Annotated in this window: 27 protein-coding genes and 1 pseudogene; 12 read left to right on the top strand and 16 right to left on the bottom strand. The window is 72.7% G+C overall.

The annotated features are described in order from the left end of the window. Window positions 1–209: 209 nt before the first annotated feature. Complete coding sequence (locus OG494_RS08885) at window positions 210–509, top strand: hypothetical protein (protein ID WP_328453772.1); 300 nt, start codon at window positions 210–212, stop codon at window positions 507–509. Between the two features lie 50 nt (window positions 510–559). Continuing rightward, complete coding sequence (locus OG494_RS08890) at window positions 560–961, top strand: hypothetical protein (protein ID WP_328453774.1); 402 nt, start codon at window positions 560–562, stop codon at window positions 959–961. Here the strand turns inward: OG494_RS08890 and OG494_RS08895 are convergent, their stop codons facing one another. The 3 genes and pseudogenes from OG494_RS08895 to OG494_RS48345 all read right to left on the bottom strand — a co-directional run. Continuing rightward, a complete protein-coding gene (locus OG494_RS08895) occupies window positions 962–1090 on the bottom strand; it encodes a hypothetical protein (protein ID WP_328453776.1) in 129 nt (42 codons plus the stop codon). 171 nt (window positions 1091–1261) lie between these two features. Then, the gene (locus OG494_RS08900) at window positions 1262–1990 is read right to left on the bottom strand and encodes a methyltransferase (protein WP_328453778.1); all 729 of its coding nucleotides are present in this window, start codon (window positions 1988–1990) and stop codon (window positions 1262–1264) included. A 65-nt stretch (window positions 1991–2055) separates the two neighbouring features. Next, window positions 2056–2283, bottom strand: a pseudogene (locus OG494_RS48345) (methyltransferase family protein); the annotation flags it as partial. Between the two features lie 86 nt (window positions 2284–2369). On the opposite strand from OG494_RS48345, the gene OG494_RS08905 reads away from it, so the two are divergent. Both OG494_RS08905 and OG494_RS08910 read left to right on the top strand, forming a co-directional pair. Further along, window positions 2370–3536 (top strand): sensor histidine kinase, encoded by a 1167-nt coding sequence (locus tag OG494_RS08905; RefSeq protein ID WP_328453780.1) that lies wholly within the window; start codon window positions 2370–2372, stop codon window positions 3534–3536. Then, window positions 3533–4207: a response regulator transcription factor gene (locus OG494_RS08910; RefSeq protein WP_328453782.1), complete on the top strand. Its 675-nt coding sequence runs from the start codon at window positions 3533–3535 to the stop codon at window positions 4205–4207. Before OG494_RS08905 ends, OG494_RS08910 begins: the two co-directional genes overlap by 4 nt. On the opposite strand, the gene OG494_RS08915 is transcribed toward OG494_RS08910, so the two are convergent. The 8 genes from OG494_RS08915 to OG494_RS08950 all read right to left on the bottom strand — a co-directional run bounded on the left by OG494_RS08915 (window position 4191) and on the right by OG494_RS08950 (window position 11443). Beyond that, window positions 4191–5012 carry a CPBP family intramembrane glutamic endopeptidase gene (locus tag OG494_RS08915; protein WP_328453784.1) on the bottom strand — a complete coding sequence of 274 codons (822 nt, stop codon included), beginning with the start codon at window positions 5010–5012 and terminating at the stop codon, window positions 4191–4193. The genes OG494_RS08910 and OG494_RS08915 overlap by 17 nt on opposite strands. 131 nt (window positions 5013–5143) lie before the next feature. After that, a complete protein-coding gene (locus OG494_RS08920) occupies window positions 5144–6361 on the bottom strand; it encodes an iron-containing alcohol dehydrogenase (protein WP_328453786.1) in 1218 nt (405 codons plus the stop codon). Window position 6362: 1 nt separating this feature from the next. After that, window positions 6363–7121, bottom strand: coding sequence for an SDR family NAD(P)-dependent oxidoreductase (locus OG494_RS08925; protein WP_328453788.1), 759 nt, complete (start codon window positions 7119–7121; stop codon window positions 6363–6365). Next, complete coding sequence (locus OG494_RS08930) at window positions 7118–8056, bottom strand: 3-keto-5-aminohexanoate cleavage protein (protein ID WP_328453790.1); 939 nt, start codon at window positions 8054–8056, stop codon at window positions 7118–7120. The genes OG494_RS08925 and OG494_RS08930 overlap by 4 nt, the downstream gene beginning before the upstream one ends. After that, on the bottom strand, window positions 8056–8901 hold the full coding sequence (locus tag OG494_RS08935; protein ID WP_328453792.1) for an LLM class flavin-dependent oxidoreductase: 846 nt from the start codon (window positions 8899–8901) through the stop codon (window positions 8056–8058). Before OG494_RS08935 ends, OG494_RS08930 begins: the two co-directional genes overlap by 1 nt. Then, window positions 8898–9668, bottom strand: a complete 771-nt coding sequence (locus OG494_RS08940) for an HpcH/HpaI aldolase family protein (RefSeq protein WP_328453794.1) — start codon at window positions 9666–9668, stop codon at window positions 8898–8900. The genes OG494_RS08935 and OG494_RS08940 overlap by 4 nt, the downstream gene beginning before the upstream one ends. Further along, on the bottom strand, window positions 9665–10537 hold the full coding sequence (locus OG494_RS08945; protein ID WP_328453796.1) for a hypothetical protein: 873 nt from the start codon (window positions 10535–10537) through the stop codon (window positions 9665–9667). The genes OG494_RS08940 and OG494_RS08945 overlap by 4 nt, the downstream gene beginning before the upstream one ends. A 15-nt stretch (window positions 10538–10552) precedes the next feature. Then, window positions 10553–11443: a DUF6282 family protein gene (locus tag OG494_RS08950; RefSeq protein ID WP_328453798.1), complete on the bottom strand. Its 891-nt coding sequence runs from the start codon at window positions 11441–11443 to the stop codon at window positions 10553–10555. A gap of 193 nt (window positions 11444–11636) precedes the next feature. Here OG494_RS08950 and OG494_RS08955 point away from each other — a divergent pair, with 193 nt between their 5' ends. Both OG494_RS08955 and OG494_RS08960 read left to right on the top strand, forming a co-directional pair. Further along, on the top strand, window positions 11637–13016 hold the full coding sequence (locus tag OG494_RS08955) for an MFS transporter (protein ID WP_328453799.1): 1380 nt from the start codon (window positions 11637–11639) through the stop codon (window positions 13014–13016). Window positions 13017–13078: 62 nt separating this feature from the next. Beyond that, entirely contained in the window at window positions 13079–14038 is a 960-nt protein-coding gene (locus OG494_RS08960) for a hypothetical protein (RefSeq protein WP_328453801.1), read from the top strand. A gap of 114 nt (window positions 14039–14152) precedes the next feature. On the opposite strand, the gene OG494_RS08965 is transcribed toward OG494_RS08960, so the two are convergent. Further along, a complete protein-coding gene (locus OG494_RS08965; RefSeq protein WP_328453802.1) occupies window positions 14153–14950 on the bottom strand; it encodes an IclR family transcriptional regulator in 798 nt (265 codons plus the stop codon). Window positions 14951–15193: 243 nt separating this feature from the next. Here OG494_RS08965 and OG494_RS08970 point away from each other — a divergent pair, with 243 nt between their 5' ends. Both OG494_RS08970 and OG494_RS08975 read left to right on the top strand, forming a co-directional pair. Further along, window positions 15194–15745, top strand: a complete 552-nt coding sequence (locus tag OG494_RS08970) for a hemerythrin domain-containing protein (protein WP_328453804.1) — start codon at window positions 15194–15196, stop codon at window positions 15743–15745. Window positions 15746–15747: 2 nt separating this feature from the next. Continuing rightward, a complete protein-coding gene (locus tag OG494_RS08975; protein WP_328453806.1) occupies window positions 15748–16566 on the top strand; it encodes a family 1 encapsulin nanocompartment shell protein in 819 nt (272 codons plus the stop codon). On the opposite strand, the gene OG494_RS08980 is transcribed toward OG494_RS08975, so the two are convergent. Next, window positions 16556–17470, bottom strand: a complete 915-nt coding sequence (locus OG494_RS08980) for an RNA polymerase sigma-70 factor (protein ID WP_328453808.1) — start codon at window positions 17468–17470, stop codon at window positions 16556–16558. The two genes, OG494_RS08975 and OG494_RS08980, sit on opposite strands and share 11 nt — an antisense overlap. Before the next feature lie 131 nt (window positions 17471–17601). Between OG494_RS08980 and OG494_RS08985 the strand changes: the two genes are divergently transcribed. Then, window positions 17602–18915 (top strand): NAD(P)/FAD-dependent oxidoreductase, encoded by a 1314-nt coding sequence (locus OG494_RS08985; RefSeq protein WP_328453810.1) that lies wholly within the window; start codon window positions 17602–17604, stop codon window positions 18913–18915. 112 nt (window positions 18916–19027) lie between these two features. After that, entirely contained in the window at window positions 19028–19768 is a 741-nt protein-coding gene (locus OG494_RS08990; protein ID WP_328453812.1) for an SDR family oxidoreductase, read from the top strand. Window positions 19769–20228: 460 nt separating this feature from the next. Here OG494_RS08990 and OG494_RS08995 read toward each other — a convergent pair whose 3' ends face one another. Beyond that, window positions 20229–20519 carry a DUF1540 domain-containing protein gene (locus tag OG494_RS08995; protein WP_328453814.1) on the bottom strand — a complete coding sequence of 97 codons (291 nt, stop codon included), beginning with the start codon at window positions 20517–20519 and terminating at the stop codon, window positions 20229–20231. Window positions 20520–20700: 181 nt separating this feature from the next. Between OG494_RS08995 and OG494_RS09000 the strand changes: the two genes are divergently transcribed. Together OG494_RS09000 and OG494_RS09005 are read left to right on the top strand one after the other, a co-directional pair. Further along, the gene (locus OG494_RS09000) at window positions 20701–21096 is read left to right on the top strand and encodes a hypothetical protein (RefSeq protein ID WP_328453816.1); all 396 of its coding nucleotides are present in this window, start codon (window positions 20701–20703) and stop codon (window positions 21094–21096) included. Window positions 21097–21098: 2 nt separating this feature from the next. Then, window positions 21099–21992: a hypothetical protein gene (locus OG494_RS09005; RefSeq protein WP_328453817.1), complete on the top strand. Its 894-nt coding sequence runs from the start codon at window positions 21099–21101 to the stop codon at window positions 21990–21992. A 17-nt stretch (window positions 21993–22009) separates the two neighbouring features. On the opposite strand, the gene OG494_RS09010 is transcribed toward OG494_RS09005, so the two are convergent. Both OG494_RS09010 and OG494_RS09015 read right to left on the bottom strand, forming a co-directional pair. After that, entirely contained in the window at window positions 22010–22600 is a 591-nt protein-coding gene (locus tag OG494_RS09010; RefSeq protein WP_328453819.1) for a dihydrofolate reductase family protein, read from the bottom strand. After that, window positions 22597–23391: a metalloregulator ArsR/SmtB family transcription factor gene (locus tag OG494_RS09015; RefSeq protein ID WP_328453821.1), complete on the bottom strand. Its 795-nt coding sequence runs from the start codon at window positions 23389–23391 to the stop codon at window positions 22597–22599. Before OG494_RS09015 ends, OG494_RS09010 begins: the two co-directional genes overlap by 4 nt. Between the last annotated feature and the right edge of the window lie 30 nt (window positions 23392–23421).

The following is a 23421-nucleotide window of genomic DNA, read 5'->3' on the forward strand; positions in this document are numbered from 1 at the left end:
CCGATCACCTTGGGGCATGACTACGCTTTTCTTCGGCGCGCGCCTGGGCGCCCGGCTTCGCGTTCGTCGTCCGCGCCCGGAGCAGTACGACCACCTCTGCCGGTACGTCGCGGCCCGGACCGGCGCGTTCCGCCCGGTCGCCCCGGTCACCTCACGAAAGCGTTCGCGATCGTGCGGGAAACGGGCACCGGTGTGCGAGAGTGGCCGATGTGGACGAACGAACCGCGCGGCGCCGCGAGCCGGCCTCGGTGGCCGAGCTCGCCGGGACGCGGGTCTGGACGGTCACCGCGTCGAAGGGCTGGTGGCTCACCGCCGAGCGCACCGTCGAGGCGCACGGCCGGCGCTGGGTCGTCGGCCTGACCCCGACCGCCGGCGGTCTCACCGCGTTGATGCTCTGGCGCGACGACGTCGTGGTGTCCCACCGGCGCGGCCCCGAAAGCGTGCTCTGCGGGCTCGCCGCGCACTGGGTGACGAACCTCCTCGCCGGTCGTGCCTGGGATGCCGCGTGATCCACTAGAGTGGCGACAAGCCTGGGGGCCGCTACGCACGAGGAGAAACCGTGGCGACCACCACCACCGAAACGCCGCACTGGACGATCGGCACCGCCGGCGACACGGCCACGTTCACCCGGGTCCGGCCCGCACCGGCCGGGCCGCGCGTGTGGAGCGGCCGGGGCCTCGCAATGCCCGAGGAAGATCTGCCCGCGTTCGGGAAGGCCCTCGGCGAGATCATGAAACTGCCGGTCTACTGGACGGCGAAGGCCCGGGCGGCGGACCGCGCGGCCGGCGAGCAGGATGTCTGGTCGGCACCGCGCCACGACCCCGGCGACGGCTTTGTCCACATCGCGGGCCCGTGTCACCTTCCCGAAGAGGAGCCCGGGGCGGCTTTCACCCTGAGCCTGGTGCACGTCCGCGGCTTGCGCGTCCGGATCGCGGCGTACCTGCGCGACCGGGAGTGGTGACTAAACGGTCTCTTTGGCGAGCAGGTGGAACATCAGCCCGCCGACGAGGAGCAGCAGGCCGAGCAGGAAGAGCACGCCGACGCCGAGGACCAGCCCGGTCGCGCCGAGGGTGATGCCGATGAGGACCACGAACCGCTCCTTCTCCGGGGACGCGTCGCGTCCGGCCGCGGGCTGGCTACCCGCCCCGCGACCCGGCAAAACCCATGTCCCCCACCCGGGTGACGGCCGGTGGCGCCGAGGTAAGCCGGGCCGCCCGGACGCCGCCCGGCACGGAGATCATCGTGACCGGCGCCGGATCGGTCAGCCGGCGACCGGCGCGCAGTCGATGGCGACCTGGCCCAGCGGCGTCGTCCGGACGGCGGCCACCGTCAGGCCGGCGCCGGCCGCGAGCGCGCGGTAGTCGTCCAGGCCGCGCTCGCGCCCGCCGCACAACACGAGCATCCGGAGGTCCATCTCCGCGCGGTCGCCGCCCTCGGTGCCGTGCTGCTGGAGGATCAGCACCCGGCCGCCGGCGCCGGCCGCCTCGGCGCAGCGGCCGAGGATCCGGGCCGCGTCGCGGTCGGCCCAGTCGTGCAGGACGCTGCTGAGCACATAGACGTCCCCGCCCTCGGGCAGCGGGTCGAAGAAGCTCTGGCCCGCGAAGGCGCACCGGTCGCCGAGTCCCCGGGCCGCCAGGTGCTCCCGGCCGCGTCGCACGGTGTCGGGCAGGTCGACCAGCGTGCCCCGCAGCGCCGGGTCGGTCTCGAGCACCGCGGCCAGCAGCGCTCCGGTGCCGCCGCCGACGTCGACGACGTGGCGGGCGCCGGACCAGTCGTAGCCCGCGGCCGCGTCGATCACGTAGTCCGTCCCGGCCGCCATCGTCGCGTCGAAGGAGGCGGCCATCGCCGGACGGGCGGCCAGGTACTCCCAGAACGGGGTGCCGAAGACCGTCTCCCACGCGGGGCCGCCGGTGCGCAGGGTGTGCAGCAGCCCGGTGAACGCCAGGTCCATCTGCCCGCCGAACCCCTCGAGGTCCAGGCCGACCCGCATCCCGGACGGATGGTCCGAGCGCAGCAGGGCCGCGAGTTCGCTCGTCCCGAACGTCCGGGGGCCGGCTCGGTGAACACGCCGTGGGCGACGAGGTGCCGCAGCAACCGGTCGAGGGCGTCGGGATCGGTGCCGCAGCGGCGGGCCAGCTCGTCGACGGGCACCGGGCCGTCCGCCACGTGGTCGGCCACCCCCACCGTGGCGGCCGCGCGGACGGCCAGCGGGGTGACCGGATCGAGCACCGGCGCCAGCAGCTGCCAAGCCGACTGTGGGGTGCCGTCCGGAGTCGTGGTCATGCATCCTCCCGTGCGTCGTCGCCGGTCGATCAGCTTTCCGGCCCGAGGCGGACAGGGGAAGCCCGGGTCTCGCTAGGCTCCCCGCCATGCCGAAGCTGGGACGTCTCCGGAGCCGGTGGGCGAGCGTCTCGCTCGAAGCCCGGGACCGGGGGCTCGCCGTGCTCGTCACGGCCGCCGCGTTCGTGCCGGGGCTCGCGATGCTCGGTGCCCAGTTCGGCGATCTGCCGCGGCAAGAGGGCGGGTTCCTCGCGGTCGTGCTGGTGCTCGGGCAGACCCTGCCGCTGGCGGTGCGGAGCCGGTGGCCCGCCGCGGCGTTCGGGGTGACTGCGATCTGTTTCGCCACGCACGAGGTGCTCGCGTACCCCACCACCGTCGGCACCCTCGCGCTGTACTTCGCGCTGTATTCCGCCGGAGCGCACGAAGAACGGCTTCGCCGGGCGCTCCCGGCGATCGCGACCGCCGGGTACGTCGTCTTCGCGGTCGTGCTGGCCCTTCGCGGATCGCCGTCGGGGCTGCTCGACTACGCCGTCTACTACACGGTGCTGACGCTGTTCTGGCTGCTGGGCGCGCTGGTGCGGCAACGGCGCCGGCAAGAGGCCGAACGGCGGCGGCTCACCGCGCGCGCCGCCGCCGCGGAGGAACGCGCCCGGCTCGCCCGCGAACTGCACGACGTCGTGACCCACCACGTCACCGCCATGGTGGTGCAGGCCGACGCCGCCCGGTACCTCCCGCCCGAGCGTGTCCCCGAAGTGCTCACCACCATCACCGGCTCGGGGCGCGACGCGCTCACCGAGCTGCGGTTCCTGCTGGGCGTCCTGGAAGCGACCGGCGCGCGGACGCCCGGCCTGAGCGCGCTGCGCACCCTCGTCGACCAGCCGGGGCGGGCGGTGCGGCTCGTCGAAGAGGGCGAACGTCCGGCGCTGCCGGCGGAAACCGAGCTCACGGCGTACCGGATCGTGCAGGAGGCGCTGACCAACGCGGCCAAGTACGCCGCCGGCCGGCCCACCGAGGTGCGCGTCGGCTACGGTGCGGACCTCCTCGAAATCGAGGTGAGCACCGAAGGCCCGGCGACGGCGGCGGGCGCGCTCGGTTCCGGCGGCCGCGGGCTGGCCGGGCTGCGCGACCGGGTCGACGCGCTCGGCGGCCGGTTCACCGCGGGCCCGTCGGGGGACGGATTCGTGGTCAGCGCCCAGATTCCCGCCCAGATTCCCGCCCAGATTCCCGCCCAGATCCCCGCCAGGAGAGACCGATGACCGACGGCCCGATCCGCGTCCTGATCTGCGAGGATCAGGAGCTGATCCGCGCGGGCTACGTGACGGTCCTCGGCGCCCAGCCGGATCTCGAAGTCGTCGGCCAGGCCGCGAACGGCCGCGAAGCGCTCGCCGAGTTCGACCGGCTGCATCCGGACGTCGTCGTGATGGACATCCAGATGCCGCTGCTGGACGGGATCGAGGTGACCCGCCGCATCGCCGGCCCCGGAGCGGCCGACCCGGCCAAGGTCCTGGTGGTCACGACGTTCAACGTCGACCAGTACGTCTACGACGCGTTGCGCGCGGGGGCGAGCGGGTTCCTGCTCAAGGACGCGCCGCTGGACGAGCTCGTCGAAGGCGTGCGCACGATCGCCCGGGGCGAGTCGCTGCTCGCGCCGTCGGTGACGCGGACGCTGATCGGCCGGTACGCCGACCGGATCCGCCCGGCTGCTCCCGCCGGCGGTCCCTTGGAGGGGCTCGCCCGACGGGAGCTGGAAGTGCTGAAGCTGATCGCCGCCGGCTTGTCGAACGCCGAGATCGCGGCCGAGCTGGTGCTGAGCGTGGAGACGGTGAAGACGTACGTCTCGCGGATCCTGACCAAGCTGGACCTGCGGGACCGGGTGCAGGCCGTGGTGCTGGCCTACCGGACCGGGCTGGTCAGCGCCGAGGGATGAGCTTGGCGCGGCGCAGCAGCAGCGCCGTCGTCACCAGGCAGCACAGCAGCGCGAACAGGCCGGCCTCCGGGCCGAACGAGCCGCCGGTGAGCGCGTCCGGTCCGGAAAGGACGGTGCGCAGCAGGCCGGGTTCGCTGTCGGCGCCGGAGACCGCGGTGCCGAACACGCCGCCCTGCAGCCAGTTCCAGGCGAAGTGCAGGCCGATCGGCACCCACAGCGACCGGGTGGCGGTGTAGGCGACGGCCAGCATCGTGCCGCCTTCGACGGCGATGGCGAGGGTGCCCCAGAGCGTGGCGTTGCCGTTGATCAGGTGCGTCAGGCCGAACAGCAGCGACGAGACCACGATCGCGATGACGCTGCCCGCGCGCTGCTCCAGGATGCGGTGGAGCACCCCGCGGAACAGTAGTTCTTCGGTGACCGCGACGGAAGCCATCGAGCCGGCCACGCCCAGGCAGGCCCAGAACGAGCCGCCGCTGATGTCGGCGTGGGTGAAGATGATGCCGAGCAGCATGGTCCCCACGAAGGCGGCGCCGCCGATGAGCGCGCCGCGCCCGAGGCCACCCCAGCGCCCGGCGGTGGCCAGTTCGGTGATCTCGTCCCGCTTCTCGACCCGCCGGGCTACCCACTTGTAGGCGACGACGGCCCCAGCGGCCGCGCCGACCCCGACGAACAGGCGCAGGATCGGCACCCCGGACACGAGCGCGTCCAGCCCGCGGGCCGCGATCAGCAGCACGGCGGTGGCGACGAGCAGCACGGGGAACCGGAAGCGCTGCAGCCGGGGCTTCCGCTCGGTCAGGGTGGTCATCGGGGTTCCTCTCGCCGGACTTCCTCGTGGAGTACGGCGAGATTACGAGCGCGGCGGGCCCGGCCACATCACTCCGTGACGGACACCCGGAGTAGCTCCCGAGAGGGACAAGAGGGCTCTGAACTGCGCTTTCAAGCCGCGTTCCGGTCGTCGAGGGCGCCGGCGTGGGCGCGCCGGAGGATGTCGAGCAGCAGCTCCCGCGTCGGCTCGACCGGCGCGATCGCCAGCAGCCGCGCCGACTTCAGGGCCAGCTCGGCTATCTGCGGCAGCTGGTCGCGCCCGATGCCGAGCTCGGCGAGCGTCGCGGGTACGCCGATCGCCCGGTTGATCCCGGCGACGCGGGCGATCGTCCGCTCGGCCGAGGCGTCCCGCTCCGGGATCCCTTCCACGGCGGCGCCGAGCCGCGCGATCCGCTGGGCTGCTTCGGGTTCGGCGCGGAGCACGTCGAGCGCGTAGGGGAGCAGCAGCCCCGTGCCGAGCCCGTGCGGGGTCTTGGTCAGCGCGCCGATCGGGTACTGGATCGCGTGGCACAGGTGCGTCCCGGTCGAGCCGAAGGCGATCCCGGCCAGCAACGCGCCCAGCGCGACCTCACGCCGGGCGTCCCGGTCGCCCGGCGAGCGGACGGCCGTGGGCAGCCACGGACCCAGCTTTTCCGCGGCCCGCAAGGCGATCGGCTCGGTGAGGGCGTTGCGCCCGGTGAACACCGGGAGCGGCGCGGACCAGTCGAGGGGCAGCGGCCGGGCGGTGTACGACTCGACCGCGTGCACGAGCGCGTCGATGCCGGAGAACGCCGTGACGCCGGCCGGCGCCCCCAGGGTGAGCTCCGGGTCGACGACCGCCGCGGCCGGCACCAGGAACGAGCTGGAGATCCCCACCTTGAGCTCGCGGTCCGGGTCGGACACCACGGCCACCGGCGTCACCTCCGACCCGGTGCCCGCCGTCGTCGGCACCGCGACGACCGGGGCGATCGGGCCGGGTACCAGGTTCTCGCCGTAGAACCGGGCGAGCGGGCCGTCGTGCACCGCGAGCAGCGCGATCAGTTTGGCCGCGTCGAGCGCGCTGCCCCCGCCGATCGCGAGGACGACCTCCGCTTCGTGCTCCCGCGCGACGGCGGCGCCCGCGGTCAGCGTGCCGACGGGCAGTTCCGGGGTGATGGCGGAGTACGTCCGCACCTCGAGCCCGGCCGTGGCCAGGGCGCCGAGGATGGCGGCGAAGTGCGGGGTGGTTTCGAGGAACGGGTCGACGACGGCGAGCACCCGCGTGCCGTGCCCGGCCACGATCCCGGGCAGCTGGGCGCGGGCGCCGTAACCGAAGTGCACCTGCGCGGGCAGCCGCAGGGTTCCGGGCAAGTCAGGCAAGGAACCCCCCGTCCACCGGGAGGACGACGCCGCTGAGGTGGCTCGCCCGGTCGCTGAGCAGGAACGCCGCCGTGGCGCCGGCCTCGGCTCCGGTGCCCGCCTTGCGCAACGGCGTCGCGGCGATCCGGGCTTCCACGCCGCCGGGGATGGTGCGGCGCAGCTCGTCCAGCATCGGGGATTCGGTCGGCCCGGGGGCGATGACGTTCACGCGGATGCCGAGCGGGCCGAAGTCGTGCGCGGCGGTGCGGGTCAGGCCGATGACCGCGTGCTTGGTGGCCTGGTAGGCGCCCATGCCGGAGCTGCCGCGCAGGCCGCCGATGCTGCTCACGTTGACGATCGCGCCGAAGCCCTGCGCCTCCATCACCCGCACTTCCTCGCGCAGGCACAGCCAGGTGCCCTTGACGTTCACCGCCATGATCCGGTCGAAGTCCGCCTCGGGTACCGCGTCGAGCCGGCCGCCTTGGCCCATCGCGGCGTTGTTGTACGCGCCGTCGAGGCGTCCGAAGCGGGCGACCGTCGCGTCGACGAAGGCCGCGACGCTGTCCGCGTCCGCGACATCGCCGGTCGTGTACGCGACGTCGTGGCCCGCCGCGTCGAGGGTTTTCGCCAGCGCGGCAAGGGGTTCCTCGGTCCGGGCGACGAGCATCACCGAAGCGCCGTCTTCGGCGAAGACGCGCGCCGCTTCGGCGCCGATGCCCGAGCTGGCGCCGACGACGAGGACGGCCTTGTCCGCGAGCAGGGGGGTGCTCATGAGTTCTCCTTGTTTTCGACGGTGGCCCCGCGGAGCGCGAGCATCGCCCGCGCCTCGTCCGGGGTGGCGATCTGCTTGCCCATGTCCTCGACGACGGCCCGGATCTTCCGCACCTGCTGGGCGTTGCTCTCCGCGAGCTGGCCCTTGCCGATCCACAGGCTGTCTTCGAGGCCCACGCGCACGTGCCCGCCGAGCCACGCGCTGTGCGTGCCGAATGCCAGCTGGTCACGCCCGGCCGCGAACGCCGAGAACTGGTAGTCGTCGCCGAAGAGCTTGTCGGCGATCCGCACCATGTGCTCCAGGTTCGCGTGGTCGGCGCCGATGCCGCCGAGGACGCCGAACACGCCCTGGATCAGCAACGGCGGTTTCGCCAGGCCCTTCTCGACGAAGTGGGCGAGCGAGTACAGGTGCCCGATGTCGTAACACTCGTACTCGAACCGGGTGCCGGCCGCGCCGAGCGTGCGCAGGGTGTGCTCGATCTTGTCAAAGGTGTTCACGAACGGGTGGGAGTAGGTGTTGAGGACGTACGGCTTCTCCCAGTCGTGCTGCCACTCGGTGACCTTGTCGGCGATGCCCGAGTAGACGAAGTTCATCGACCCCATGTTCATCGACGCGAGCTCGGGCCGCACGTGGTGGGCCGCCGCGAGCCGCTGGTCCATGGTCATCGACGACGCGCCGCCGGTGGTGATGTTGATGACGGCGTCGGTCTCCGCGGTGATCGGCTCGAGGATCTCGTCGAAGACTTCGGGTTCGAACGCGGGCCGCCCGTCCGGGTGCCGGGCGTGCAGGTGCACGACGGCGGACCCGGCGGCTATCGCCTCCAGCGCCGCCTTGCTCACCTCGGCGGCGGACAACGGCAGGTAGGGGCTCTGGGACGGGATGTTCACCGACCCGGTGATGGCGGTCGTGATGATGACTTTTTCCGCTGCCCGCATCAGTTCTCCTGTTCGGCGAGGGCTCGGTAAGCGTCGAGTTTGGCGTCGTCCAGCGGGCCGACCAGGCTGATCGCGACCTGCGTCGCGCCCGCGTCGTACTGCTGCCGCAACGACTCGCGCACCTGCTCCGGCGTGCCGTACGCGACGAGCGCGTCGAGCAGCCGGTCGGAGCCCGGCGGCGTGAGGTCGGCGTCGGTGAAGCCGAGCCGCGTCAGCTTCGCGAGCTGGTGCGGCAGGGTCAGGTAGTAGGCGAGGCGTTCGCGGGCGACGTCGCGGGCCGCTGCCCGCGAACGGCCCACCACCGCCCACTGGACGACCGACAGGAACAGGTCCGGCCCGATCGTCTCGCGCGCCCAGCGGGTGTGCTCGGGCGTGACGAGGAACGTGAGCAGGCCGTCGGCGCGTTCGGCGGCCAGGCGGGTGATCCCTTCCGAGTACGCGCCGAGCACCCGCGGCACGGCCCGGGGCAAGGTCGCCCCGACCCCGTCGAGGTAGTCGCGGAGGAACGGCAGCGGTCCGACCCCGCGTTCGCGGACCGCCCCGCTCACCCCGAGCCCCAGCACGTACCGGCCGGGATAACCGGCGGCGAGGTCCCGCGCCGCGGACGCGGCCGACTTCGGCACCCGTTCGAGAGCGCGCGCGACGCCGTTGCCGACCACCAGCCGCTCGGTGGACTGGAGCACGAGAGCGGCCGTCGTGAACGCTTCGCGCCCCGCCACCTCCGGGATCCAGACCATCCGGTGCCCGGCGTCTTCGAGCCCGCGCACGAACCGGACCACGCCGTCGTGGTCGAGATCGTCGAGTTCCGCGATCGACAACGCGTTGCGCGGCAACGAGAGCGTCATCCGGTCGCTTCCCGGAACGCCTTGACCAGGGTGCGCGCGGCGTCCGCCAGCATCGTCGTGTCGTTGCTGAGCAGGACGAAGTCGCAGCCGTCGCGCACCGCCTGCGCGGCCCGCTCGGGCACCCCGCCGAACGCGAGCCCGCAGCGCTTGCCGGCGGCGTGCGCGGCTTCGATCGCCGACGCGATCAGGTCGAGCACGTCGGGCGAGGACGGCGCCGAGCCCATCGACATCGACAGGTCCGCCGCGCCGACGAACACCGCGTCCACGCTGTCCAGCGCCAGGATCTCCGGCGCGGCCTTGATCGCCTCGACGCTCTCGAGCTGCGGGATGCACAGCACTTCGTCGTTGCCGGTGGCGAGGTACTCGGCGTTCGGGCGCAGGCCCCACGCCCCGGCGCGGCTGGTGCCGCCGGCGCCGCGGACGCCGTGCGGCGGGAACCGGCACGCGCGCCCGACGGCGGCCGCCTGCTCGACGGTGTCGACGTGCGGCACGAGGATGCCCATGGCGCCCGCGTCGAGGATCTTCTGGATGGTCGACGCGGTCGTGTCCGGCACCCGCACGATGGGTGTGACGCCCAGCGCGGCGGCCGAGTTGATCAGCCGGTACGCGGTCTGCAGGTCGAGCGGCGCGTGCTCCAGGTCGATCACGACGAAGTCGAACCCGGCGTACGCCATGATCTCGACCGGCTCGCCCGAGGCGATCTTCAGCCAGGTACCCACGGGAGTGGCCGGGCGGTCGAGCAGCCCGGCTCCGGTGCGCGCGGTCACGGCATCGGGTAGTCGTCGGCGTTCAGGACCCAGCCCGGTTTCTCCGAGAAGTCCACCCGCGGCGGGCTGAAGATGTCGATCAGCTGGTTGACACCCGGGTCGCTCGCCTCGGAGGTGTGCACGGTGGGCGGCGGGATGATCGTGACGGACGGGCTGCCGATCCGCACGTGCTCGTCGTCGTGCCACGTGGTGCGGTCGTTGAGCCAGGGTGTGCGGATGTGGTGCACGTACTCGCCTTGCACCGCAAGGGAAAGCTGCTCGAAGTCGTCGTGGTGGTGCGGCGAGAGCCTGCGCGGGTCGCGCGGGCCGTCCTGCTCGGGCAGGAAGTTCACCATGAACGCCCGGGTGCGGAAGATGCGCCCGAACCGCTTCGGGTCCTGGGGCACTTCGGCGAGCGGGTAGAACCGGACGCGGTTCCCGCCGGCGGGTTCCGGCCAGCGCTCGAGCAGTGTGACGCGCGGGTGGTTTTCGGCGTACGCGCCGGCGTTGGCGGGCCGGTCGCGCCAGTCGCGTTCGATCGCCTCGACCAGGCGGACGAGCGGGCCGTCGCCTTCGACGCTGATCCGGGACGCGCCGGGCGGCGCGACGACGAGCCCGGGTTCGGCGATCCGGGTGGCGCCGTCGTCGGTGAACAGGGTGAACGCGGGGGAGGCGCCGGTCACGATGATCGCGAGCTCGCCGGCGAGGTACCCGTTGTCGAGGTCGTCACCGGAGTGCGCCTCGGTGTGGATCAGGATGACGTTCTGCGCGCGCACGACCTCGTTGTCGTGCAGGTCGAGGTACTGCGCGGCGGCGATCGCGGCGCCGCTGTCCGGCCCCGGCGCGGTGGCCGTCGCGAGCGCGGATCGGGGATCGTCCTTTTCGTACACGGGGAGTCCTTTCGCTCAGGCGTCGAGGTCGAGCAGGAACGCCGGGTTGTCGCGGACCATGCGCCGCAGGTCCTTCTCCGGCAGGCCGAGGTCGAGCAGCGCCTCGCCGACGCGCATCCAGGCGTCGACCGGCTTGGGGTTGGCCTTCTGGCCGAAGTCCGAGGCCAGCACGATGTGCTCGGGGCCGAGCGCCTCGACCCAGGTCAGCAGCTGCTTCGGGTCCCACTTCTGGGTGCCTTCGGGGTCGTACATGCCGACCTCGTGCTCGACGAACGCGCCGAGCTCGATCAGCTCGCGGCACAGCTCCGGCTCGGCGCCGATCACGAAGTCGGGGTGGCTGACGACCATCCGCTTCATGCCGCGTTCCTTCGCCGCCGTGAACAGCGTCTTGATGTACTCGGGGTACATGTGCCCGCCGTTGAGGACGGCTTGCTGGTCCTTGATCTCGTCGAGGATCTCGATCGCCGCGGGCTTCAGCTCGCCGCTCTCGTCGACGATGTCGATGCGCTCCAGCGTCAGCGGCACGGTGGTGGTCGGGAACGCGCCGTCCTCGGGGTGGCAGTCGATGTGGCGGCCCGAGGAGATGGTCGGGAACCAGACGACCTTGCCGCCCATCCGCAGGCACATGCGCACGGCGTGCACGTTGAGCCCGCCGACGGTGCTGTTCAGGGCGATGCCGCCGTAGACGTCCGCCGCGACGCCTTCGAGGCGCCCCTTCATCGCGAGGACGTCCATCTGGGTGTTGTGGTGGTGGGACTTCGCGACCATCGCGCGCATCCCGATCCGGGCGCCGTCCTGCGCGGCCTCGACGTGGTCGAAGCGGCGGGGGAACGGGCTGGGCCCGGAGTGGACGTGCATGTCGACCAGGCCGTCCAGGACGGAGGTGATGGCGGGACGCTGGCTCATGAGGCCGCCCTTCGTTCGCATTGTGAATTCGACGTTCACTATAAGACCGTCTGTCAACCCTGTGGACCCTCTTGTGCGGCGAGGATCTCGTGTTTACGGTATCTGTTGTTCACTTCGTGAACTCGCAGTTCGGATTGCACCCGGTGTGGTCACCTACGCGCTGCGAGTAGCCAGAGCCCCTCGGAGGACGACGATGTCCCTACCGCCCCCCGCCGCAGAGCCGCGATCGACGGCTGTGGACGACGTCGGCCCCCGCGTCCCGCACGGCCCGGACAGCGCCAAGGTGCGCGCCGCCGTCCGCGGCGGGACCCTCGCCTACTTCGTCGACCAGTTCGACATCTACCTGCCGATCGTGGTGCTCGCGCCGGCGACGGCGTACTTCCAGGCGGCCAACCTCAGCGCGAGCACGACGGCGCTGCTGGCGTCGCTCGTGTTCGCGTCCACGCTCATCGGCCGCCCGCTCGGCGCGATCATCTTCGGGCACTTCGCCGACACCGTCGGGCGCAAGCGCACGACCCTGGTCGCGGTCGGCGGCTTCGGCGTCATCACGCTGCTGACCGCGTGCCTGCCCGGCCACGAGACGATCGGGGTGTGGTCGGTCGGCCTGCTCATCGGCCTGCGGTTCGTCGACGGGATCTTCCTCGGCGGCGAGTACACGACCGCGGTGCCGCTCGCGATGGAGTGGAGCCCGAAGCACAAGCGCGGCCTCTACGCCTCGATCATCACGTCGACCTCGCCCGCCGCGTACGCCGTGATCGCCGCGATCACGCTCCTGATGCTGCAGCTGCTGCCGTCCGTCGGCCTGCACAGCGCCTACGTGCAGTGGGGCTGGCGGATCCCGTTCTTCGTCGGCGCGGCGCTGGCGGCCGTGCTGTTCCGCTACTACCTCAAGAACGTGCACGAGACGCCGGTCGAGCTGACCGGCGAGAAGCACAAGATGCCGTTCGTCCGGCTGCTGGTGAAGTACCCGCGGGCGCTGGCGCAGGTGTTCGTGCTGATGACCGGCACGTGGCTGGCGACCAACATGGAAGCCGCCGTCACGCCGGCGCAACTGAAGTCGCACCTCCTGCTCTCCAGCAAGGAGGTCACGATGACGATGCTCGTCATCAACGCCGCCGCCGCGCTGTCCTACCCGTTCTTCGGGCTGCTGTCCCAGCGCATCGGGCGAAGGCGGTTCTACATCGGGTACGGCCTGGCGGTGCTGGTGATCGGCGCCGGGTCCTACACGCTGCTGATGGCGTCGAACGGCGGGTTCGGCGCGGCGCTCGGCTGGGGTGTGCTGATCGGGATCTTCACCGTCGGCACGTTCGGCCCGATCGCGGCGTACCTGACCGAGCGGTTCCCGGCGAGCATCCGCTCCACCGGCTACGGCGTCGGCTACAGCCTCGCGCTCATCGCCCCGGCGTTCTACCAGTTCTACCTGCAGCGGTTCGACGGCGTCATGCCCGCGCACCTGGCCCCGGCGGTGCTCATCGCCCTCGCCGGGGTGCTGATCAGCCTGGGCGGGTTTCTCGGCCCGGAGACCAAGGACGTCGACATGGGCGACGACAGCACGATCCCGGCACTGTCCTGAACGGACAGCTGGGTGGCCTCGCCACCGCCAACCCGGTCTGGGTCGGCTCGTCCGAACTGACCATGACCCGCGAAGGGCTGTTCGCCTGCGTCGACGCGGGGGCCGGGGCGGTGGTGGCGAAGTCGGTCAACGAGAGCGCCGCCGCCCGGCGGCAGCTGGACATCGCGGACTACGCGTTCGTTTCGCCCGGCGGCACGGTGCGACCGCCGGGCGAAGCGCGGCTCGGTGACGGTCTGCTGAACCGCTCCGGCCTGGCCCAGGTGGACCTGGACAGCTGGCTTTCGGTCCTTTCCGACGGTGTGGCCCACGGCGCCCCGCGGGGTTGCCCGGTCCTCGGCAGCATCACCCTCGGGGATCCGTCGGCGGCCGCGCGGATCGGCCACGCGATGGCGTCGGTAGTGCCCGCGGTGGAGCTGAACATCGGCGCCCCGCACGGCCGCGAGGCGTCCGCGGTGCGTCAGCTGACCGAAGCGGACGCGGTGGGCGAAGCGGTGCGCGTGGTGCGGGACGCCGTCGAAGTCCCGCTGTTCGTCAAGCTGCACGGCCAGGCGTCCGACGTCGTCGCGCTCGCCCGCGCGGCCCGCTCGGCGGGCGCGGACGCGATCGGGCTGGTCGGCCGCTACCCGGGCTTCCTGCCCGACCTGGACGGCGGCGCGGTCCTCGGCTCCTGGGGCGCGTGGAGTTCACCGGGCTGCCTGCCGATGAGCCTGTACTGGGTCGGCAAGACGCGCCTGGCCCTGGGCCCGGAGGTGCCCTTGATCGGCACCAACGGCGCCCGCACGGCGGCCGACGTCCGGCGGTTCCTCGCCTCGGGCGCGTCGGCCGTCGAGGTCGTCACGGCGTTGTGGGTCGAGGGTCCCGGGGTGATCGCGGAGCTGGTCGCCGGGCTCGAGGGCCTGGACCTGGCGGAGTTCGTGGGCAGCGCGCTGGCCGGGGCGCGGGAGTACGCCGAGATCCCGCCGGTGTCGCCGCCCGCCTGGCTGCCCTACACCGCGCGCTGGCCGAGGCCGTCGGCCCGGTAGTCCCGCTGCTCGTGTTGGCCGTTGCGGGCGGGTTCGCGCGTTCGCGAATGGCCGACTCGTCGACCGGAGTGGCCACCACGGTGACGGGAGTGGCCGACACGGCGTTGCCGGGCCCTACACCGCGCGGGCGCCGAGGTCGTCCGGGCGGTAGTGGCCGCCCAGTTCGTGGGTCAGCTCGCGGGCCGTGTCGGCGACGACCCGCAGCTCGGGGGCGTCGTCGGACATCGAGAGCGTGTTGTCCGGGCCGACGATGGCGATGGTGGCGCAGATGCCGTACTCGTCGAACACCGGCGCGGCCACGGCGACGACGCCCGGTGTGCTCATCGCGGAACAGTGACCCACTTCGCGAACACGCTCGACGTCGTCGCGCAGCTCCTCGCGCGCCGAGCCGGACAGGTTCGCCATCAGGCGTTCCATCGACAGCTGGTCGGCGTGGTAGGCGAGGAAGACCTTGCTCTGCGCCGTGTCCAGCGGCAGGTGGCTGCCGACGCGCACCGACACGACGACGATCGTCGAGACGTTCTCCTCGACCCGCGAGACCACCGGCCCGGTGAGGCCCCACAGGCTGAGCACCACGCTGGTCTGCGTGGCGCGCGAGAGCGCCTGCATGTGCCGCGGGGCGAGGTTGACGACCCGGCGGTGACCGATCGCGAAGGCGCCCAGCTGCAGCAGCAGGCCACCGGGCACGTACCCGCCTTCGGCGCTGCGTTCGAGCAGGCCGGCCGCGACCAGGGACGTGCAGTACCGGTATGCGGTGGTGCGGTTGAGGCCGAGCCGTTCGGCGATCTCGCCGGCCGTCACCTCGGGCGTCGCCGGGTCGAACAGCGCCAGGATCTGGCTGACGCGGCTCACCGCCTGGATGTCCGCCTGATCGGCGCGGCTGGCCTCCGGCGACCGGGTCGGTTTGGTCACGGGGAGCCTCCGGCGGACGGTGATCGAGGGTCTGAATAGCGTGTTCACTTCGTGAACGCGTCCGTAGGCTACCCGACCCGGACCCCGGGCACCGGCACCCTCGTAAGGGTGAAAACCCCGCGTCCGGCCGGGCGGGCCACCCGGGCGCACCGGAGACTGGCGGTCCGGTGTTTTCCGAGGCCGGGGACGGGGTAGAGACGGGCATGGCTACTTCCACCACACCGCGGGTCAGGGGCTGACCGCATGGCCGACATCACCAGCCTCATCCTCGACGACCACGACTGGTTCCGGCGGCAGTTCGCGCGCATGGACGACATCTCCGACGCCGGCGAGCTGGCGAAGGTCTGGCAGCCGCTGGCCGACCTCCTCGACGTGCACGCGCGGGCGGAGGAGGAGATCTTCTACCCGCACCTGCTCCGCCGCGGCGAAGACGCGAAAGAGGAGACCCTCGACGCGATCGGCGACCACAACGACATCCGCGACGGCGTCCACGAGGCCGCGTTGCACCCCGTCGGCAGCACCGCTTGGCTCGACGCCGTCCGGAAGGCCAGGATGGCGAACAGTGAGCACATGGCCGAGGAGGAGGACGAGGGCTTGGCCGACTTCCGCCGGCACGCCGACCCCGGCCTGCGCGAAGAGCTCGGCCGCAAGTTCGTCGAGTTCAAGCGGCGGCACGAGGGTGCGCGCGACCTGGACGTCAGCGACATCGACCCGGAAGGGTACGTCGAAGCGGAACTCGGTACCGGCCCCGGCGACGGCTCACTCGGTATCGGCAGCCTCAAGGAACGGGATTGAACATGAACCACCTGATGCGCGGTCTGGCCCCGATCTCGGACGCGGGGTGGAAGGAGGTCGACGCCGAGGCGCGCGAACGGCTGCACACGCACCTCGCCGCCCGCCGCCTGGTCGACGTCGCCGGCCCGCACGGCTGGCAGTACTCCGCCACCGACCTGGGCCGGACGACCTCGCTCAAGGAGTCGTCCCTGCCCGACGGCGAGGAGGGTGTCGTCGTGCGGCAGCGCCGGGTCCTGCCGCTGGCCGAGGTCCGCGTCCCGTTCACGGTGTCCCGCGCGGAACTCGACGACGCCGAGCGCGGCGCCGACGACCTCGAGTTCGACGACCTCGACCGCGCCGCGAAGCAGATCGCGATGATCGAGAACCGCGCGGTGTTCCACGGCTGGGCGTCGGCGGGGATGACCGGCATCGCCGACACGTGCCCCTACGACAAGCCCGTGCTGGGGGAGAACGCCGAGGCGTACCCCGGCGTGATCGCCCGGGCGGTGGACACGCTGCGCCGCGCGGGCATCGACGGCCCGTACGGCCTCGCGATCGGCCCGTCGGGCTACACCCGGATCGTGGAGAGCACCGAGCACGGCGGCCAGCTGGTCTTCGACCACGTCCGCCGCGTCCTCGGCGGCGGCAAGATCGTCCGCGCCCCCGGCCTGGACGGCGCGATGGTCCTGAGCCTCGCGGGCGGCGACTTCTTCCTGGAGCTGGGGCAGGACCTGGCGGTCGGCTACAGCCACCACGACGCCGAGAACGTGACGCTGTACCTGGAGGAGAGCTTCAGCTTCCGTGTCTCGGAACCGGACGCCGCGATCACCCTCACGGCCTGACCGGGAGCCGGTCCGTCCTCTGTGGACGGACCGGCTGCACCGCCGCCAGCTTGGCGGGGTTCATCATCCAGAAGACCTGGTCGATGCCCTCGGCCGACGCCGCGACAGCCAGCACCGCGAACGCAACCCCGTCGCGCCGCAGGACCACCGCGTCCAGGCCGTTGACCGTCACCGGCGCCACCGCCACGCCCACCCAGAACCGGTCGGCGAACGCGCGGACGTACTTCGCCACCGTGGTCGCGCCGCGGACCGGGATGCGCGAGGCGCGGGCCACGCCGCCGCCGTCGGAGTAGCTCACCACGTCCGCCGCGAACAGGTCCTCCAACGCCGCCAGGTCGCCCGCCTGGGCCGCGGCGACGAACGCCGTCAGCAGGCGCCGCTGCTCCGGTGCGCTCGCCGGGGCGCGTCGGCCGGCCGCGAGGTGCTTGCGGGCGCGGCTGACCAGCTGGCGGGCCGCCGGCTCCGTCGTCCGGACGATCTCGGCGATCTGCCGGTAGGGGTAGTCGAACGCCTCGCGCAGCACGTACGCCGCACGCTCGGTCGGCGTCAGGCTTTCCAGCAGCACCAGGACCGCGAGCTCCAGCGCCGCGGCGCGTTCGGCGCCCAGCTGCGGGTCGGCCGAGGTGTCCACCGGCTCCGGCAACCACGGCCCGACGTAGGTCTCGTGCCGCGCGCGGGCGGTCTTGCCCGCGTTGATGGCCAGCCGCGTGGTCGCCGTGGCGAGGTAGGCGGCCGGGTGGTCGACGGCCGAGCGGTCGCAGGTCTGCCACCGCAGCCACACCTCCTGCAGCAGGTCTTCGGCGTCGGCCACGCTGCCCAGCATCCGGTAGGCGATGCCGAACAGCCGCGGCCGGACCTCGGCGAAGACGGCGGCCGCGTCGTCCAGGTCGGCGGTCACGTCCATGAATCCCCTTCGCCACACCGTTTCGGGCCTGGCGCCGAGCCTAGCGGTGGCCACAGTGTGAGGCAGGTCGCTGTCACGTTCCGGCGGGCTGCCTTGTCCTCATGGTGAACCGGGAAGAAACGGGGTGCGACGTGGAACGGATTCTGATCGTCGGCGGCGGGTACGCGGGCTTCTACACCGCCTGGGGGCTGGAGAAACGCCTGCGCCGGGGCGAGGCCGAGCTGACCGTGGTCGATCCGCGCCCCTACATGACCTACCAGCCGTTCCTGCCCGAGGTGCTGGCCGGCTCGATCGAGGCGCGGCACGCCGCCGTCTCGCTGCGCCGGCACCTGCGCCGGACGCGGGTCGTCGCCGGCTGGGTGACGTCCGTCGACCACGCGCACCACAGCGTCACCGTGCGGCCCGCGGACGGCCCGGAGTTCGCGCTCGGTTATGACACGATCGTGGTCACGGCCGGCGCGGTGACCCGCAAGTTCCCGGTGCCGGGCATCGCCGACGAGGCCATCGGGATGAAGCACGTCGAAGAGGCGGTGGCGATCCGCGACCGGCTGCTGACGGCGTTCGACCGCGCCGCGGTCCTGCCGGTGGGGCCGCAACGCCGGAAGCTGCTCACGGTCACGTTCGTGGGCGGTGGTTTCTCCGGCGTCGAAGGGTTCGGCGAACTGCTGTCGCTGGCGCACTCGCTGCTGCGCGTGTACCCGCAGCTGTCCCCGGACGACGTCCGGTTCCACCTGGTCGAGGCGACGGGCCGGATCCTGCCCGAGGTCACGGCCGAACCGGGAAAGTGGGTGGTGCGCTCGCTGGAGCGCCGGGGCGCGCACGTCCACCTGGACACCGTCGTGACGTCGGCCGTCGACGGGCACGTGGTGCTGTCGAACGGCGAGGAGTTCGACTCGGGCCTGATCGTCTGGACGGCGGGCAACGCGGCCAACCCCGTGGTGGACCACCACACCGACCTGCCCGACGACGAGCGCGGCCTGGTCGTGGTGCGGGCCGACCTGCGGGTCGGCACCGACGCCGAGCCCGTGCCCGGCGCCTGGGCCGCCGGGGACGACGCGGCCGTGCCGGACCTCGTCGCCGGAGCGGGCGCGTACACCGTGCCGAACGCGCAGCACGCCGTCCGGCAGGGCAAACTCCTGGCCCGCAACATCGCGGCGTCCTTGCACGGCGGGGCCGTCGAGCCGTACCGGCACCACAGCCTTGGCTCGGTCGCCACGCTGGGCCTTGGCCGCGGCGTCTTCCAGTACCGCCGGCTCACGATCAAGGGCCTGCCCGCGTGGCTGATGCACCGCGGGTACCACGTGCTCGCCGTGCCGAGCTGGGAACGCAAGATCCGCGTCCTGGCCCTCTGGCTGACGGCCGCGGTCTTCGGCCGCGACATCGTCTCGCTCGCCGCGGTCGAGCACCCCCGCGACGCGTTCGTCTCGGGGGGCGACCCGAAGTGACCACGCGCGTCCGTGACCGACGCCACCCCGGTGGCTGTCACAGACTTCGCCGCCGTCTTGTCCTAGCTGACGAGAGCGGCCCCGGCCGGGGCGCGAACCGGAAGGAACGACCATGAAGATCGTCGTCATCGGCGGCACCGGACTCATCGGCTCGACCGTCGTGGCGCGGCTGGGGGTGCACGGCCACCAGGCGGTGCCCGCCGCGCCCAGCACCGGCGTCGACACGATCACCGGCGAAGGGCTGAAAGAAGTCTTGCAGGGCGCGGATGTCCTGGTGGATGTCTCGAACTCGCCGTCGTTCGCGGACGACGACGTGCTGCGGTTCTTCCGCACCGCGACCGGAAACCTCGTCGAAGCCGCCGGGGAAGCCGGCGTCGGCCACTACGTCGCGCTCTCCGTGGTCGGTTCGGAGCGGCTCCCGGAGTCCGGCTACCTGCGGGCGAAAGTGGCGCAGGAAGCGCTGATCGAGGACGCAGGTATGCCTTACACGATCGTGCGCGCCACCCAGTTCTTCGAGTTCGCCGGCGGCATCGCGGACACCTCGACGGTGGACGGCGTGGTCCGGCTGCCGGGCGGCGGGGTCCAGCCGATCGCGGCCGCCGAAGTGGCCGCGGCGGTCGGCCGGACCGCGGCCGGCCGACCTGTCGGCGGCACGATCGAGATCGGCGGCCCGGAGGTGTTCGGCCTCGACGAGTGGGTCCGCACGGTGCTGGCCGCGCGGTCCGACACCCGCGAGGTCGTCTCCGACCCGCAGGCGCGCTACTTCGGGACGCTGCTGGAGAAGGACAGCCTGCTGCCGGGGCCGGGCGCGCAGGTCGCGCAGACACGGCTGGCGGAGTGGCTGGCCCGATGACCCGCCCGGACAGCGGCGGCTCGCGACGGCGGTGCTGGTGATCGCTCCGGCGGCGCGGGCCCGCGCGCGGCGATCGAGCGCGGCGTCGACGTGCTCGTGACCGGCAAGCGCGCCAAGGCCGCCGCACTGTCCACTATGGATGCCGAGGACTCGTGGCAGCACGCGGCCGACACCCGGGCCGACGGCCGGATCTCGCTGCGGTTCTTCGGCGCGCACACCGCGTCACGCCGGAGGCCGCGCTCGAACGCCGCGAGACACACGGCTGCCACAACCGCGCCGACGTCCCGGAGCTCGACCCGGCCTGCGCGTGAACCCGGGCCCGGCCGGTTCGAGGGTGAGGAGATCCCGCCGGTGCCGGACGACCTCGCGCCGCTCGTGCGCGAGGTCTCCACGGCCGGGAAGCCCGGTCGGGTGACGGAGTCCGGGGTGGCCGCCCGCGCGGCCACCCCGGGCGGCCGTCCTACTTCTCGTAGGTCAGGCAGTTCGCCGAGCCGCCGCCGGCACCGATCCGGACGCTCGACGCGGTGCACTCCAGCGCCTTGTTGTGCCGGCAGTCCGCGCGCGAGCAGGCGCCGACCTGCGCGGTGACCCGGTCGAGGCCGCCCTTGGTGTTCAGCGGCACGAAGGTGCCGCAGTCGGCGGAGCCGTTGTCGCCGCCCACGGTGATCGCGAAGGCGTGGCAGCCGTCGTGGTTGTAGGAACAGCCACTGACCGTGCACTCGTGGACGGCAGGCATTTCGGTCGTCGTCATACCGGGCTCCCGGGGGTTCGTGGTGGTGGTGTGAGTTCGGGCTCGTCCGACGCTGCCACCGGGTCCGGACCCCGGCAATCCGGCCGGTGATCTTTCACCCGGCTTCCCGCCCCGGTCGGGTGATCCCGCCGCGCCGCCCCGGGTCGACTGACCACCCGGTGCTCGAGGGCGGTGATCGGTGATGACCTGGAAGTACCGTGTGGTGGCCGTGGTCGCTCCGGGGCGGCGGGACCCACTGCGGCGTCTTCGGCGTCTTCGGTGGAGACCTTCCGACGACGGCGGCGCGCCCGGCGTCCCGGGCAGCCCGATCGACTACGACAGCACCCTCGCCCTGGCGTCCCCGGCCGCCGCCAAGGAGTCGATCCTCGACGAGGTGGGACGGCTGTGCGACGGCGGCTGCGGGATCGAGGTCGTCATCCGGGGCAGCGGCGAGTGCTCGCCGGAGATCGGGCCGGACCCGGTGGCGCGCGGCGGGACGATCACGATCGTCGCCGGCCCGTGTCCCGGCCCGCCGACCGAACCGTCCACTTCGGACGAACCGTCGGCGGCCGGGACGAGCACCACCACGACGGGCTGAGGATGGCGGGCCGCCGCACGACGCGCCTGCGCCCGCCGGTTCCCCGCGCCGAGCCGGCGGAGTCCGGCCGGTCGAAGGCGGTCCGGGTGGTCACCGCCGTCGCCGCGAACGTCACGCTGTTCACGGCGCTGCTGTACTACTTCGGATTCCTTTACACGCAAGTGTTCTTCGAGTACTTCCGGCTGCACTACACGGTGCTCGGGCAGACCGCCGACGAGATCCTCGCCCGGGGCGTGGACGGGCTGCTGCTGCCGGTCGCCGGGACGGCCGGTGCCGGGCTCGTCGTGCTCGGCGCCGTCCGGTACCTCCGCCACCGGCTGACCGACGCGGCGTGGGCGGCGCTGCTGCGGGGCTGCGCCCCGGTCGCGGCGGCGGGCGGGCTCGCGCTGGTCGGCGTCACCGTGTCGATCGCCCTGGACCCCAGGCCCTACCGGGCGTACGCGGGGCTGCCGGGGCTCGGGTTCGCCGCCGGTGTCGTCCTGCTGGTGTTCGCCTGGCACCGCTGGAGCCCGGGGTTCGCGGTCGCGGAGTGGGTCGTGACGTACCTGCTCGTGACGTTCGGGCTGTTCTGGTCGGTCGGCGACTACTCGGGCGCGGTCGGCACGCGGCGCGCGTTCGAGACGGCCGCGGGAATCCCGGCCCGGCCGGCGGTGACGCTCTACAGCGCCGAGAGCCTGAACCTCGGCATCGCGGCCGAGACCCGGTGCGCCGCGCCCGAGGCCGCGTACAAGTACCGCTACACCGGCCTGAAGCTGCTGCTGCAGTCCGGCGGCCAGTACGTGTTCGTCCCGGCGGACTGGCGGCCGGCCACCGGTGTCACGGCCGTGCTCCCGCGGACGGACAAGCTGCGCCTGGAGTTCGGCCCGCCGACCGGAAGGGCCGTCGAACCCTGCTGACCCAACGGGCTAACGGGCTAACGGGCCCGGTCGTAGACCATCGCCATCTCGCCGAGCTTGCCCGGGTCCAGGTGGGTGAGCGTCCACGACGTCGCCGGCAGGCCGTCTTCGAACAACCGCTCGCCGCCGCCGACGATCTCCGGGAAGATCATCAGGTACAGCCGGTCGATCAGGTCCGCCTCGAGCAGCGGCTTGATGACGCTCGGGCTGCTGTTGACCAGGATCTCGCCTTCGCCGGACGCCTTCAGCTCCCGGATGACGTCCGCGGCCGGCGCGTTCACGACGCGGGCGCGCTCCCACGGCGCCTCGGTCAACGTCGTCGACAGCACCACCTTTTCCACACCCACCAGCCACTTCGCGTAACCGCGGTCGCGCGGGTCGGCGTTCTCGTCGTCGGCGACCGGCGGCCAGAACCCCAGGAACCCTTCGGCGTTGCCGCGGCCGAGCACGGCGGTCGTCGCGGTCTCCCAGATGCGGTTCATCTGGTCGCGCGCGACGTCGCTGGTCACGTACGGGATGAACGTGCCGAAGTCGGCCGGCCCGCCGGGGCCGTGGTAGCGCCCGTCGAGGGAGAGGCTGAGGTTCGCGGTCACCTTGCGGTCGGTCATGGCGTTCGGTCCTTTTCGTGGGAGTGGACGGCGTTCGCGAGCTGGTCGAGCACCCGGCTCCAGCCGGGTTCGATGCCGGCGACGGCGAGGGCGGCGCCGGCGGTGGTGTCGGTGACGCGCAGCCCGAGCCGCAGGCGGGTGCCGTCCGGGGCCGGGGTGAGCGCCAGGTCGTAGTGTCCACGGAACGCGACCGCACCCGTGGCCGTCAGCACCGAAAGGGTGAACGCGAGGTGCGCGGGTTCCGTCGCGCGGTGGACCTGTCCCTCGGCGCGGTACCGCCCTTCGGCGTCGCGGTACTCGACGGCGGCGCGGCCACCGGTCCGCGGTTCGAGCCGGCTTTCGACGACGGTCATCGGCGGCGGCGCCCACCAGGACGCCAGCAGGTCCGGGTCGGCCCAGTGCCGCCAGACGACGTCCGGGGGCGCGGCGAGGACGCGTTCGAAGGAAAAGACACGGCCGTCCGCAGCCGCGGACTCCCCTTGGACGGCGGCCTGGTAGCGCGTGAGGACGTCCCGCTCGGCTTCGTTCGCCGCGGCCGTCTCGAGCAGCGTCTCCACGCCGCGCGCGAGAGCCCCCAGCGGGGCGGTCTCGACCGCGTAGACCCGGCGCTGTCCGAGCGGGTGGACGGTGACAAGACCGGCGCGCGCGAGTGTCTGCAGGTGCTTGGTGGTCTGCGGCTGGCGGGCGCCGGTCAGCTCGGCCAGCTCGCCGACGGACCGGGGACGCACGGCGAGCAGCTCCAGGAGCCGCCACCGCGCGGCGTCCCCGAGCGCTGAGGCGATCCGGTCCATGCACCGGAGTATTCTCCACGGCGAATATTC

Source organism: Amycolatopsis sp. NBC_00438, from assembly GCF_036026695.1.
Lineage (GTDB): Bacteria > Actinomycetota > Actinomycetes > Mycobacteriales > Pseudonocardiaceae > Amycolatopsis.

What these genes read in the sequence shown, in the direction of transcription:
- OG494_RS08995 (WP_328453814.1), bottom strand. Translation starts at nt 20,519, where the DNA reads ATGACGACGACCGAAATGCCTGCCGTCCACGAGTGCACGGTCAGTGGC.
- OG494_RS08930 (WP_328453790.1), bottom strand. Translation starts at nt 8,056, where the DNA reads ATGCGGGCAGCGGAAAAAGTCATCATCACGACCGCCATCACCGGGTCG.
- OG494_RS08955 (WP_328453799.1), top strand. Translation starts at nt 11,637, where the DNA reads ATGTCCCTACCGCCCCCCGCCGCAGAGCCGCGATCGACGGCTGTGGAC.
- OG494_RS08900 (WP_328453778.1), bottom strand. Translation starts at nt 1,990, where the DNA reads ATGCGGGTCGGCCTGGACCTCGAGGGGTTCGGCGGGCAGATGGACCTG.
- OG494_RS08980 (WP_328453808.1), bottom strand. Translation starts at nt 17,470, where the DNA reads ATGGACGTGACCGCCGACCTGGACGACGCGGCCGCCGTCTTCGCCGAG.
- OG494_RS09000 (WP_328453816.1), top strand. Translation starts at nt 20,701, where the DNA reads ATGACCTGGAAGTACCGTGTGGTGGCCGTGGTCGCTCCGGGGCGGCGG.
- OG494_RS08990 (WP_328453812.1), top strand. Translation starts at nt 19,028, where the DNA reads ATGAAGATCGTCGTCATCGGCGGCACCGGACTCATCGGCTCGACCGTC.
- OG494_RS09005 (WP_328453817.1), top strand. Translation starts at nt 21,099, where the DNA reads ATGGCGGGCCGCCGCACGACGCGCCTGCGCCCGCCGGTTCCCCGCGCC.
- OG494_RS09015 (WP_328453821.1), bottom strand. Translation starts at nt 23,391, where the DNA reads ATGGACCGGATCGCCTCAGCGCTCGGGGACGCCGCGCGGTGGCGGCTC.
- OG494_RS08975 (WP_328453806.1), top strand. Translation starts at nt 15,748, where the DNA reads ATGAACCACCTGATGCGCGGTCTGGCCCCGATCTCGGACGCGGGGTGG.
- OG494_RS08950 (WP_328453798.1), bottom strand. Translation starts at nt 11,443, where the DNA reads ATGAGCCAGCGTCCCGCCATCACCTCCGTCCTGGACGGCCTGGTCGAC.
- OG494_RS09010 (WP_328453819.1), bottom strand. Translation starts at nt 22,600, where the DNA reads ATGACCGACCGCAAGGTGACCGCGAACCTCAGCCTCTCCCTCGACGGG.
- OG494_RS08905 (WP_328453780.1), top strand. Translation starts at nt 2,370, where the DNA reads ATGCCGAAGCTGGGACGTCTCCGGAGCCGGTGGGCGAGCGTCTCGCTC.
- OG494_RS08915 (WP_328453784.1), bottom strand. Translation starts at nt 5,012, where the DNA reads ATGACCACCCTGACCGAGCGGAAGCCCCGGCTGCAGCGCTTCCGGTTC.
- OG494_RS08935 (WP_328453792.1), bottom strand. Translation starts at nt 8,901, where the DNA reads ATGACGCTCTCGTTGCCGCGCAACGCGTTGTCGATCGCGGAACTCGAC.
- OG494_RS08960 (WP_328453801.1), top strand. Translation starts at nt 13,079, where the DNA reads ATGACCCGCGAAGGGCTGTTCGCCTGCGTCGACGCGGGGGCCGGGGCG.
- OG494_RS08970 (WP_328453804.1), top strand. Translation starts at nt 15,194, where the DNA reads ATGGCCGACATCACCAGCCTCATCCTCGACGACCACGACTGGTTCCGG.
- OG494_RS08925 (WP_328453788.1), bottom strand. Translation starts at nt 7,121, where the DNA reads ATGAGCACCCCCCTGCTCGCGGACAAGGCCGTCCTCGTCGTCGGCGCC.
- OG494_RS08910 (WP_328453782.1), top strand. Translation starts at nt 3,533, where the DNA reads ATGACCGACGGCCCGATCCGCGTCCTGATCTGCGAGGATCAGGAGCTG.